Below are 12,154 nucleotides of genomic sequence, written 5' to 3' on the forward strand. Positions count from 1 at the left end.
TGATTCTCGCGGTCACGCCGGTAACCTTGGCCACGTGATCTCTGACTTGACCTCCGTCGAGCCGCCCGAGCATGTCCTCAAGACCTTCGGGTTGACGGAACAGCCCGTGGTGGCATTGGGCGACGGGTGGGAGGGCGGCTGGCGGATCGGTGAAACGGTCCTGTCGCTGGTACCCGATCACGCCAGGGCGGCGTGGTCCGCGAAGGTCCGCGAGACGCTCTATGTCGATGGTGTCCGGGTGGCCCGCCCGATCCGCTCGTCCGACGGCCGGTACGTCGTGTCGGGGTGGCGGGCCGACACCTATATCGCCGGAACCCCCGAACCCCGCTTCGACGAGGTCGTCTCACTGGCCGACCGTCTCCATGAGGCCACCGCCGAATTGGAGCGTCCCCGCTTCCTGATGCAGCCGCCTGCGGCGCCGTTCAGCGATGTCGACGTGTTCACCGCTTCCGATCGCGCTGCCTGGGATGACGTCCCGATGCGATCGGCCCGGGCCGCCGGAATGGGCGACCCGACCTCCCCGGACGGTGTGACCAGCCTGGCAATGCTCCAGACGCTGTCCACACTTCGTAAGACAGTGGAATCACCGTCGCAACTCGTCCACGGTGACCTGTTCGGCACGGTCCTGTTCGCCGGCGCCGCGGCACCTGGGATCACCGACATCACCCCGTACTGGCGTCCGGCCGGGTGGGCCGCGGCGGTGGTCGTGGTCGATGCCCTGGCCTGGGGTGGGGCCGACGACGGTCTGATCGACCGCTGGGCCGATACGCCCGAATGGCCGCAGATGATGTTGCGGGCCGTCATGTTCAGGTTGGCCGTTCACGCGCTGCACCCACGGTCGACGTCGGGCGCACTGCCCGGTCTCAAGCGGGTCTCCGACATGGTCAGATTCCTCGTTTAACGCTACTGATCAGGCCTTTCGGCGCACATGAGTGCGCTGTTCGATCTTGTGGTCGAACACTTCTCACGATCTGGTGGCGTGAGTTGTGAGAACACTGTGATTGTTCGGTCACTGGTTGCAAAACTGCGGCAACACCAATTTTCTACGGTCTCTCCAAGTCATCCGGTAATTGACCCGGACATACGAGGAGGGGCTCGACGTGACTGCCAAGGCCACCAAGCGTAAGCACTACATCACCGACTGGGATCCGGAGGACGTGCAGGCGTGGGACAAGGGCAACGCCGCCATCGCCAAGCGAAACCTTGTCTGGTCCATCATCTGTGAACACGTCGGCTTCTCGATCTGGTCGATGTTCTCCGCCCTCGCCCTGCTGATGGGCCCCGAATACGGCATCTCCCTCGACCAGAAGTTCGTCATCGGCGCCACCGCCACGTTTGTCGGTTCGTGCCTGCGCATCCCGTACACCCAGGCGACCGCCATCTTCGGTGGCCGCAACTGGGCGATCTTCTCGGCGTTCGTCCTGATGATCCCCACCGGACTCACCCTCATGCTGATGATGAACCCCGGCGACTTCGGGTTCGGCTGGTTCCTCTTCGTGGCCGCACTCACCGGTTTCGGTGGCGGTAACTTCGCGTCCTCCATGACCAACATCAATGCCTTCTACCCGCAGCGACTCAAGGGCTGGGCGCTCGGACTCAACGCGGGCGGTGGCAACATCGGTGTCCCGGCGATCCAGCTCATCGGCCTGCTGGTGATCTGGCTCGCCGCCGATCGACCCGAGATCGTCTGTGCGATCTATCTCGTGCTGCTGGCGATCGCCGGCATCGGCGCTGCGATCTACATGGACAACCTCGACCACCAGACCTCCAGTGGCAAGGCGATGCTGGAAACCCTCAAATACCGTGACACCTGGATCATCTCGATCCTGTACGTCGGCACCTTCGGCTCGTTCATCGGCTTCGGATTCGCGTTCAGTCAGGTCCTCAACATCTCCTTCACCTCCTCCGGTGCTGCCAAGCCGGCCCTCGCCGCAGCACAGATCGCCTGGATCGGACCGCTTCTCGGGTCGATCAGCCGGCCGTACGGTGGCAAGCTCGCCGACAAGATCGGTGGCGGCAAGATCACCATGTACTGCTTTGCCGCCATGGTCGCCGCGTCGTCGATCCTGGTCGCCGCGAGTGCGTTGTCGGACGCCAACGACAAGAAGATCACCGGTGGCACCCTGACCGCCTTCGTGATCGGATTCGTGTTGCTGTTCGTCATCTCGGGTATCGCGAACGGTTCTGTCTACAAGATCATCCCGGCCATCTGGGAGCACAAGTCCAAGATCAACCCCGGACTCAACGCGGTGGGTCAGGCCAACTGGTCCCGGTCGATGTCGGGGGCGCTGATCGGTATCGCCGGCGCGTTCGGCGGCCTCGGCGGGGTGGCCATCAACCTGGTGCTGCGGGACAGCTACAAGTCCAATCAGTCTGCTACGCAGGCCTTTGTGATATTCCTGGCGTTCTACATCATCGCCGGAATCATGACGTACTGGTTCTATGTCCGCCGTTCGATCGAGATCCCGGCAACCGTCGCCGCCGCACCGGCCGAATCGGCACCGCAACCCGGACCGGCGCCGGCCGCATCGGCCGCGCCGGTGGTGCAGCCGTGAGTACGCAGACGATCCCGCTGCGCCGCAACGCCGATGGGTCGGTCGGAACCCGGACCCATTGCCCGTACTGCGGACTGCAGTGTGCGATGGCCATCACCGGTGCCGACGCCTCAGATGCCGAGATCACGCCCCGGCAGTTCCCCACCAACAAGGGTGGTCTGTGCCAAAAGGGCTGGACGGCAGCCGAAGTACTCCGCAACCCGAACCGGCTCACCGAGCCACTGGTGCGGGTCGACGGCGAGCTGGTGCCGACGACCTGGGACAACGCTCTGGACATCGTGGCGCGGGGGTTCGCCCGAACCCGGCGTGAGCACGGTGCCGACGCGGTGGGGATCTTCGGTGGTGGCGGGCTGACGAATGAGAAGGCATACCAGCTGGGCAAGTTCGCGCGGGTGGCCCTGCAGACCTCGAACATCGACTACAACGGCCGGTTCTGCATGAGTTCGGCGGCCGCCGCCGGGATCAAGTCCTTCGGACTCGATCGGGGCCTGCCGTTCCCGTTGGCCGACATCGGATCTGCGGAGTGCATCGTGATGCTCGGCGGCAATGTGGCCGAGACGATGCCGCCGATGGTCGCCCACCTGATGACGGCAGCGCGCGCCGGCGGACTCGTCGTCGCCGATCCGCGCCGGACGGCAACGGTGGAACGGGCGGTCGCCGATGGCGGCGTCCATCTGCAGCTCTCGCCCGGAACAGACCTCCCGCTGGTCTTGGGCATGGTTCATATCGCGGTGACCGAGGGGTACGCCGATCTGGACTACATCGCCGACCGCACCAGCGGATTCGACGAGTTCTGGCGGATCGCCGGGCAGTGGTGGCCCGAACGCGCAGAACGGACCAGTGGCGTCCCGGTGAGCGCGATGCGGCGTACGGTCGCGTTGCTGGCCGCGTCCCGCGATCGCGGGTCCGGCGCGTACGTGCTCACCGCCCGTGGTGCCGAACAGCATTCGACCGGCACCGACACCGTCAGTGCCGTGATCGGACTGGCGCTGGTGCTCGGCTTGTGTGGCCGCAAGGGCAGTGGCTACGGCTGCATCACCGGGCAGGGCAACGGTCAGGGCGGTCGCGAGCACGGGCAGAAGGCCGACCAGCTGCCGGGCTACCGGAAGATCACCGACCCGGCGGCCCGTGAGCATGTCGCCGGGGTCTGGGGCATCGACCCCGACGACCTGCCCGGCCCCGGTCGCAGCGCGTACGAACTGCTCGAATCACTGGGCCGGCCCGATGGTCCGAAGATGCTGATGGTCCATGGTGCCAATCTCGCGGTGTCGGCGCCGCGCGCGGGGCACGTCGTCGAGCGGTTGCAGTCGCTGGACATGCTGGTGGTCAACGACTTCCTGCTGTCCGAGACCGCGGCGATGGCCGATGTTGTTCTGCCCGTGCTGCAGTGGGCAGAGGAAGAGGGAACGATGACCTCCCTCGAAGGGCGGTTGCTGCGCAGGCGTCAGGCGGTGTCGATTCCCGATGGACCCCGCAGTGAACTGGAGGTGCTCTCGGAGTTGGCGATCCGCCTCGGTCAGCCCGCCGAGCGTTTCAAGACCGATCCGCGCGAGGTCTTCGACGAGTTGCGCCGGGCCTCTGCCGGAGGTCCCGCCGACTACACCGGGATCACCTACGAACGGCTCGACAACGATGAGGCGATCCATTGGCCCTGCCCGCAGCCCGGTCACCCCGGGACGCCGCGGATGTTCCTGGACCGCTTCGCCACCGACGACGGACGGGCCGAGTTCGTGGCCGTCGATCATCACGGACCCACCGAACCGGTGTCCGCCGATTACCCGCTGATCTGCACCACCGGACGGGTCCTCACGCACTACCAGTCGGGAGCGCAGACCCGCCATGTGGAGGCCTTGTCCGAGGCCGCCGGTCCGATGTTCGTCGAGGTCAACTCCGATACCGCCGAGCGGCTGGGGATTGCGAACGGGGACGAGGTGCGAGTGACCTCGCGCCGCGGCTGCGTGGTTGCCGCGGCCCGGTGCATCGACTCGCTGCGGCCCGACACCGTGTTCCTGCCGTTCCACTATGCCGGCGAGGGACGCGCCAACCTGTTGACCAACCCCGCGCTCGATCCGACCAGCCGCATGCCCGAGTTCAAGATCTGCGCCGTGCGGATGGAACCGACGGAGTCCACATGACCAAGCGTGTGGTGATCATCGGCAACGGTATGGCCGGTGCGCGCCTGCAGGAAGAACTGCACCGGCGCGACCCCGACGGCAGCCGCATCACCAGTGTCGTCATCGGTGAGGAACCGACCTCGGCGTACAACCGGATCCTGATGTCGAATGTGGTCGCCGGCCGGATCAGCCCGGCCGACACCATGATCCGCGGGACGAATTGGTACAGCGAACGGAACCTGCAGACCCACACCGGCGTGCGGGTCGAGCGCGTCGACCGCACCGATCAGACGGTGCACTGCAGCGACGGAACCGTCCACCGCTACGACAAGCTCGTATTCGCCACCGGTAGCCGGGCGTTCATCCCGCCGATCGCCGGCGCCCTCGACGACGAGGGCCGGACACTGCCCGGTGTGGTCGCCTTCCGCAACCTGCGCGACTGCGAGACGATCGTCTCGGCGCTGGGGGAATCGGCGTCCGGCAGGAGTATTCGGGTGGTGGTGGTCGGCGGCGGTCTGCTCGGCCTCGAGGCGGCCCGCGGCGCACTCCTGCAGGGTGCCGCCGTGACGGTTGTGCATCCGCGCTCGCACCCGATGGAAAAGCAGCTCGACAGTGCAGGCGGGGCGGTGCTGACCCGGATCCTGCGTGAGATCGGGATGGACGTGGTGCTCGGCGGACGGGTCAGCGCCATCCGCGATGACCCGCGGACCGGTCGTGAGGTGGTCCTGACCGACGGCTCGACCCTGGGCGCCGACCTGATCATCGTGACCGCCGGGATCGCCCCCAACGTCGACGTCGCCGCCGACGCCGGGCTGGCGGTGGAGCGCGGAATCGTGGTCGACGACGAACTCCGCACCAGCGACCGGTCGGTGTACGCGATCGGCGAATGCGCCCAGCACCGGGACATCGTCTACGGACTGGTGCAGCCGGGTTGGGAGATGGCAGAGACCTTGGCGCAGAACCTGATCGGCGACACCCAGGTCGGATACGAAGGCACTCAACAGATCCTGCGCCTCAAGGCACATGACATCGACCTGGCGTCCATGGGTGAGGTCGACACCGATCCGAATGACCTCGAGGCCGAGGTGCTGACGTTGTCCGATCCCCACCGCGGCCGATACGCGAAGGTGGTCGTCCGCAAGGATCGGGTGGCCGGGGCGGTGCTCCTGGGCAACCCCGAGGTGGTCGGGACCATCTCGCAACTGTTCGACTCGGGGGCGCCGGTGCCGAGCGACCGGATGCGGTTGCTGCTCGGTCATCTCACCGGGGGTGCCACCGAATCGGCGAGTCCGGCGCAGATGCCCGGCGACGCGATCATCTGCCGGTGCAACACGGTGTCGAAGAAGAACCTGACCGACGCCTGGCGTAAAGGTGCCCGCAGCACGGGCGCGATGGCCGAGGCAACGCGCGCGACAACCGGTTGTGGCAGTTGCGAATCCGTGGTCGAAGGCCTGTGTGACTGGCTCAAGACGGCGGACGCATGACAGAGACAACAGATGTGAGAGGGAGGGCCCACGTGTCCGCTAAAACCGTTGTGGTGGTTGGTCATGGGATGGTCGGCCATCGCTTTGTGCAAGAACTGCGTCAGCGCGACGTCACAGATCAGTGGCGGGTCGTGGTGGTCTGTGAGGAACCCACCGCGGCCTACGATCGCGTGGGATTGTCGTCCTACGTGAACAAGTGGGACCCACAGGCGTTGGCACTGGACGGCAACACCTATCCGGGAGACCCGCTGGTGTCCCTGCTCCTGGGCCGATCGGTGAAGCGGATCGATCGGGTCGCCCGCACCGCCGTCCTGGACGACGATTCCAGTGTGGTCTTCGACGCGCTGGTCCTGGCCACGGGTTCGTATCCCTTTGTACCACCGGTCCCCGGCAAGGACTCCGAGAACTGCTTCGTCTATCGAACACTGACCGACCTCGACCGGATCCGGGCCGCCGCCGAGGCCGCCCCGGCCGGAGCGACGGCCGTTGTGGTCGGTGGCGGACTGCTCGGCCTCGAGGCGGCGAACGCGCTCAAACTCCTCGGACTCAGGCCTCATGTCGTCGAGTTCGCGCCGCGGCTGATGCCGCTGCAGGTCGACGTCGGTGGCGGGGCGCTGCTGGCGAACCTGGTCGAAGAACTCGGGGTCACCGTCCACACGGGGGTGGGGACCGCGGCCATCGAACAGGTCGACGGTGGTCGCCTGAACATCACACTCTCCGACGAGAGCACCATCGACGACGCTGCGCTGCTGGTCTTTTCGGCCGGAGTGCGACCACGCGACCAGCTCGCCCGGGACGCCGATCTCGCGGTCGGGGAGCGGGGCGGGGTTCTCGTCGACAGCAGTTGCCGCACCGATGATCCGGACATCTACGCGATCGGTGAGGTCGCGGCGGTGGACGGTCGCTGCTACGGGCTGGTGGCGCCGGGCTACAGCACCGCCGAGGTGGTCGCGGATCGGCTGCTCGGGGGCCGGTCGGAGTTCGCCGGCGCGGACATGTCGACCAAGCTCAAGCTCCTCGGGGTCGACGTCGCGAGTTTCGGTGACGCGATGGGTGCCACGCCGGGCTGCCTGGAGGTCGTCTTCAACGACCCGGTGGCCGGAACCTATTCCAAAGTTGTTGTCAGCGACGACGCGAAGACCCTCCTCGGTGGTGTGCTCGTCGGTGACGCCACGCAGTACGCCTTGCTCAAGCCGATGGTCGGGAGTCCGTTACCCGGCGACCCGGCGGCGCTGATCACCCCGGCGGCCGGTGAGGGCGTGGGCCTGTCCGCCTTGCCCGACAGTGCTGAGATCTGTTCGTGCAACGGGGTCGACAAGGGGACCATCTGCGGCGCGATCGCACATGGTGCGCAAGACGTCGAGGCGGTCAAGGCCTGCACGAAGGCCGGCACCACCTGCGGCGGATGTGTGCCGTCGATCACCCGGTTGCTGGCCGATTCGGGTGTCGCGATCTCGAAGTCGCTGTGCGCGCACTTCTCACATTCGCGGGCCGAGCTCTTCGAGATCGTGCAGGCGACCGGCATCCGCACGTTCAGTGAACTCGTCGCCAAGCACGGGTCCGGGCTGGGTTGTGAGATCTGCAAACCCACCGTCGCATCCATCCTGGCATCGACCTCGAGCGACCACATCCTCTCGGATGAGCAGGTGGCGCTCCAGGATACAAACGACCGATTCCTGGCGAACATGCAGAAGAACGGCACCTACTCGGTCGTCCCGCGGATGCCCGGCGGCGAGGTGACAGCCGATCAGCTGATCGTGATCGGACAGGTCGCCAAGGACTTCGATCTCTACACCAAGGTCACCGGCGGTCAGCGGATCGACCTGTTCGGTGCCCGGGTCGAACAGTTGCCGCTCATCTGGAAACGGCTGGTCGATGCCGGGATGGAATCCGGACATGCCTACGGGAAGAGTCTGCGGACGGTGAAGAGTTGTGTCGGCACCAGTTGGTGCCGGTATGGCGTCCAGAATTCGGTGGGGATGGCCGTCGACCTCGAAAACCGTTATCGCGGACTGCGATCGCCGCACAAGCTGAAGTTCGGCGTCTCCGGTTGCGCCCGGGAGTGTGCCGAGGCCCGCGGCAAGGACGTCGGCATCATCGCCACCGAGCACGGCTGGAACCTCTATGTCGGTGGCAACGGCGGCCAGAGTCCGGTGCACGCGCAATTGCTGGCCTCGGGGATCGATGATCAGACGCTGGTCAAGTACATCGATCGGTACCTGATGTTCTACATCCGTACCGCCGATCGGCTGCAACGCACGGCGCCGTGGCTCGCGTCGCTCGAAGGTGGCCTGGAACATCTCAAAGAGGTTGTGTGTCAAGACAGTCTCGGTATCGCCGCCGAGCTGGAGGCGGCGATGGCAGCACACGTGGCCGGATACAAGGACGAGTGGGCGGGTGTGCTCGAGGACGAGGACAAACTGGCGCGCTTCGTGTCCTTTGTGAACGCGCCCGAACAGCCCGATCCCACCATTGATTTCTCGGAGAGTGGCGGACGCAAGGTGCCGGTACTCTTGGGGACACCGCAGCCCGGCGCAGTCCGCCGGGGAACGGAGGAAGCACACGATGAGTCTCGTCGATGACACCCGCGTTGATGCGCTCGACACAACCTGGACCGCGGCCTGCCCCTTCGACCGGCTCGTCCCGGGCTTCGGGGTCGCGGTCCTGCTTCCGGGCGGCGCGCAGGTGGCGCTGTTCCGGATGGTCGACGGCACGCTCTACGCCGTGGACAACATCGACCCGTTCGGGCATGCGGCAGTGATGTCGCGCGGACTGGTCGGTGACCGCGACGGTGAACCCACCGTCGCTTCACCCCTGCTCAAGCAGGTGTTCTCCCTGGTCGACGGACGCTGCTTGGGTGATGAGAATGTATGGTTGCCCGTCTATGAAGTACGGCAACACGCCGGCCTGGTACAGGTTCGGCCGCGATAGCGTGACACATGGAGGCGTTGTGAGTTCGGGTCGTCGCACGCAGGGTGAAACAGGCCCGTTGACCGGCTTCACCATCGGGATCACGGCGGCGCGCCGGGCCGATGAGTTCGCGGCTCTGCTGGAGCGACGTGGTGCGGTGATCGAGCGGGCGCCGGCCATTCAGATCATTCCACTCGCCGACGACGCGGAATTGCGGGCGGCGACCGAGAATGTTGTTGCCGATCCACCCGAGATCGTCGTCGCCACAACGGGTATCGGGTTCCGGGGGTGGCTGGAGGCAGCAGAGGACTGGGGGATGGCCGAGACGCTCGTCGAGGCATTGGGCCGATCCCGGGTCCTGGCCCGAGGTCCGAAGGCCAAGGGCGCGATCCGGGCCGGTGGCCTGCACGAGGAATGGTCGCCGCCGAGCGAATCTTCGAGCGAGGTACTCGAGCACCTGCTCGCCGAAGGGGTCGACGGCGTTCGCGTCGGTGTCCAGTTGCATGGCGCAACCACCGAGTGGGAACCGTTGCCCGACTTCTGTGAGGTGCTCCGGGAGGCCGGGGCCGAAGTGCTCGCGATTCCGGTGTACCGGTGGTTGCCACCGAACGACACGACGGATCTCGATCAGATGATCTCGCAGATCATCAACTTCGACATCGATGCCGTCTCGTTCACCAGTGCACCTGCGGCGGCCTCGATGCTCGGCCGGGCGCACGACACCGGTCGCCTCGACGATCTACTCGCAGCACTGCGCTCGGATGTCGCGGTGATGTGCGTCGGGCCGGTTACCGCGGGACCGCTTGCCGCACTGAAGGTTCCGACGTCGAGGCCGGGGCGGTTCCGGTTGGGAGCGTTGGCCCGGCACATCGCCGAGGAGATGCCGCGCCGGGTGCCCACCATGCGGGTTGCCGGGCATGACATGAGTATTCGGAGCCGGGCGGTCCTGGTCGACGGTGAGCTGCGGCCGCTGTCGCCTGCCGGGCTGACCTTGCTCAAGGCGCTGGCGCAGAACCCGGGCCGGGTGGTCTCGCGGCAGGCACTGTTGACGCAGTTGCCCGGTGGGGGCGGGGACACCCATGCGGTCGAGACCGCGATGGCCAGGCTGCGGGCCGGGCTGGGCGACTCACGCATGATCCAAACCGTGGTGAAACGCGGATACCGGTTGTCGATCGATCTCGAATACGAGGAGGGCGAGAACGCATGACGATCAATCGTCTTGGTGCGCAGCCCATCCTGGTTGCCCATGGAACACGATCCGAACACGGGGTGGCGATGATCGCGGATCTGGCCGACAAGGTCTCGGCGCAGATCGGCCGGACCCGGGTGGCATTCGTGGACGTGCTCGGACCGTCGCCGTCGGAAGTGTTGTCCGGCGTCGACGGACCGGCGGTGGTCGTCCCGGCATTCCTCGCGGAGGGCTATCACGTCCGGCAGGATCTTCCCGAACACGTCGTGGCCAGCGGCCATCGCGCCACCACGGTGTCCCGGGCATTGGGGCCCGATCCCGAACTCGCCCGGGTGCTGGCCCAGCGCCTGGCCGAATGTGGTTGGAGGCGTGGTGATTCGGTGGTGATCGCGGCTGCGGGATCATCCGATGCCTATGCGCTCGGCCAGGTGCGCCGGGAGGCGAACCTCCTCGGTTCGATGCTCGGCGAGCAGGTGCCGGTGGGTTATGTCGCCACTGCGCAGCCCTCGATCGCCGACGTCGTCGCGCAGACCCGGGCAAAGACCGGCCGCCGGGTCTTCATTGCCTCATATCTGTTGGCGCATGGGCTTTTTCATGATCGACTGGCCGGGGCCGGGGCTGATGGTGTCGGCGCGCCACTGGGCGCCGACCCCCGAGTCGTCGACCTCGTCGTCCGCCGCATGCGCTCGGTCCGGATCCCTGTCGCCCCCCGATGATGTGCCCTTTTGGCGGAGCTGACCTGGGCTTTTGTTCGCCAAAAGGGCACATTATCGGGTTAGGGGAGCGGTTGTCGGGCGGTTTTCATGTCGACTCGGCCATCGAAGACTCGAACGCCTTCGGCCTGAAGGCGTTCGAGTTGACCGGTCCGTAGATGGGGCGCGGGACGACCGCTGACCGCGATGACGCGGTGCCAGGGCAGATCCGCCGAATCGGTGCGCATGATCCATCCGACGATGCGGGCGCTGGACAATCCGGCAGCCGCGGCCACATCGCCATAGGTGGCCACCTTGCCCGCCGGCACCGCGGCCACGATCTCGCGAACCCGTTCGACCTGTTCTTCCGTCACCGCCGCCATGTCAGTCGCGGGCGAGCGCGCGGGCGACCAGGTCGGCGGTCAGCTCGGCTCTGGAAAACGGGACCATGTGGTCGCAGTCCTCTTCGAACACGGTCAGCAGATCACCCTGCTGCTCGGCGAGCGCCGCCCGGAACTCGGCGGTGACATAGGGCGGCTGCACGCGCATCGCCTGCACCAGGTCGACGGGTATGCCCGTGGGAGGAAGCACAAACGGGAGGCTCAGCTCGCCCCAGGTGGCGACGACCATCGCCGGGTTGATGCGCCAGTTCACCCGATCGCCGACCGGGATCAGGTGATCGGCGATCTCTCGATCGAGGATCTCCGGAGCGAGTTCGGACCACGATCCGCCGAGTTTCTCCTCACGGGCCGCGGCCTCGTCGGGGTAGTCGTAGTGCGACAGGTAACTCTCGGCCACCTCCTGCAGCCATTGCGGATCGAGCCCGATGGCCGGATCCAGCAACACCATCGACCGGATCCGGTCTTCGAGCGCCTGTGACAGATGCAACGCCAGCGCCCCGCCGTAGGAATGGGCCACGACCACCATCGGTCCGTCGATGTACTCGTCGGCGACCTCGCGCAGCGCCGAGACCTGGGCCTGGATCGACCACGGCGGGGTCCACGGCGAGAAACCGTGGCCCAGGAGGTCCGGTGCCACGATCCGGGCGTTCGGCAGGGCGTCGGCGAGATCGGCCCAGCGCTTGCCGTGGCCGGTCAGGCCGTGCAGTGCCAGCACGGGCGGGCCGTCGACGGGTCCGAACAGTTCCACATTGAGTGCAGACATGGCCGCAATCTTGCCTGACGGCCCGGTGTTCTGCCTGCGGGCCTTC

Annotated in this window: 10 protein-coding genes; 8 read left to right on the plus strand and 2 right to left on the minus strand. The window is 66.5% G+C overall.

The genetic code is table 11. The features are described 5' to 3' along the window. The first annotated feature begins 46 nt into the window (after positions 1-46). From AC51GT_RS00305 to AC51GT_RS00340, 8 genes are all read left to right on the plus strand, one after another. Positions 47-901 (plus strand): TIGR02569 family protein, encoded by an 855-nt coding sequence (locus AC51GT_RS00305; RefSeq protein ID WP_496327987.1) that lies wholly within the window; start codon positions 47-49, stop codon positions 899-901. A gap of 199 nt (positions 902-1,100) precedes the next feature. Beyond that, on the plus strand, positions 1,101-2,555 hold the full coding sequence (locus tag AC51GT_RS00310) for a nitrate/nitrite transporter (protein WP_496327499.1): 1,455 nt from the start codon (positions 1,101-1,103) through the stop codon (positions 2,553-2,555). Then, positions 2,552-4,690: a molybdopterin oxidoreductase family protein gene (locus tag AC51GT_RS00315; RefSeq protein ID WP_496327500.1), complete on the plus strand. Its 2,139-nt coding sequence runs from the start codon at positions 2,552-2,554 to the stop codon at positions 4,688-4,690. Before AC51GT_RS00310 ends, AC51GT_RS00315 begins: the two co-directional genes overlap by 4 nt. Continuing rightward, a complete protein-coding gene (locus tag AC51GT_RS00320) occupies positions 4,687-6,153 on the plus strand; it encodes an FAD-dependent oxidoreductase (RefSeq protein WP_496327501.1) in 1,467 nt (488 codons plus the stop codon). The genes AC51GT_RS00315 and AC51GT_RS00320 overlap by 4 nt, the downstream gene beginning before the upstream one ends. A gap of 68 nt (positions 6,154-6,221) precedes the next feature. Next, positions 6,222-8,735, plus strand: coding sequence for a nitrite reductase large subunit NirB (gene nirB, locus AC51GT_RS00325; protein WP_496327988.1), 2,514 nt, complete (start codon positions 6,222-6,224; stop codon positions 8,733-8,735). Further along, entirely contained in the window at positions 8,719-9,084 is a 366-nt protein-coding gene (gene nirD / locus AC51GT_RS00330; RefSeq protein ID WP_496323405.1) for a nitrite reductase small subunit NirD, read from the plus strand. Before nirB ends, nirD begins: the two co-directional genes overlap by 17 nt. 19 nt (positions 9,085-9,103) lie before the next feature. Further along, complete coding sequence (locus AC51GT_RS00335) at positions 9,104-10,270, plus strand: uroporphyrinogen-III synthase (protein ID WP_496327502.1); 1,167 nt, start codon at positions 9,104-9,106, stop codon at positions 10,268-10,270. Then, positions 10,267-10,968 carry a sirohydrochlorin chelatase gene (locus AC51GT_RS00340; protein WP_496327503.1) on the plus strand — a complete coding sequence of 234 codons (702 nt, stop codon included), beginning with the start codon at positions 10,267-10,269 and terminating at the stop codon, positions 10,966-10,968. The genes AC51GT_RS00335 and AC51GT_RS00340 overlap by 4 nt, the downstream gene beginning before the upstream one ends. Positions 10,969-11,027: 59 nt before the next feature. Here AC51GT_RS00340 and AC51GT_RS00345 read toward each other — a convergent pair whose 3' ends face one another. Further along, positions 11,028-11,327 carry an MGMT family protein gene (locus tag AC51GT_RS00345; protein WP_496323408.1) on the minus strand — a complete coding sequence of 100 codons (300 nt, stop codon included), beginning with the start codon at positions 11,325-11,327 and terminating at the stop codon, positions 11,028-11,030. A 1-nt stretch (position 11,328) separates the two neighbouring features. Next, positions 11,329-12,108 carry an alpha/beta fold hydrolase gene (locus AC51GT_RS00350; protein WP_496323409.1) on the minus strand — a complete coding sequence of 260 codons (780 nt, stop codon included), beginning with the start codon at positions 12,106-12,108 and terminating at the stop codon, positions 11,329-11,331. Positions 12,109-12,154: the final 46 nt, after the last annotated feature.

Source organism: Williamsia sp. z34 (assembly GCF_059553395.1).

Excerpts from the sequence above, each read along its gene's own strand:
- AC51GT_RS00320 (WP_496327501.1), top strand. The coding sequence starts at position 4,687 with ATGACCAAGCGTGTGGTGATCATCGGCAACGGTATGGCCGGTGCGCGC.
- nirB (WP_496327988.1), top strand. The coding sequence starts at position 6,222 with ATGGTCGGCCATCGCTTTGTGCAAGAACTGCGTCAGCGCGACGTCACA.
- nirD (WP_496323405.1), top strand. The coding sequence starts at position 8,719 with ATGAGTCTCGTCGATGACACCCGCGTTGATGCGCTCGACACAACCTGG.
- AC51GT_RS00340 (WP_496327503.1), top strand. The coding sequence starts at position 10,267 with ATGACGATCAATCGTCTTGGTGCGCAGCCCATCCTGGTTGCCCATGGA.
- AC51GT_RS00345 (WP_496323408.1), bottom strand. The coding sequence starts at position 11,327 with ATGGCGGCGGTGACGGAAGAACAGGTCGAACGGGTTCGCGAGATCGTG.
- AC51GT_RS00350 (WP_496323409.1), bottom strand. The coding sequence starts at position 12,108 with ATGTCTGCACTCAATGTGGAACTGTTCGGACCCGTCGACGGCCCGCCC.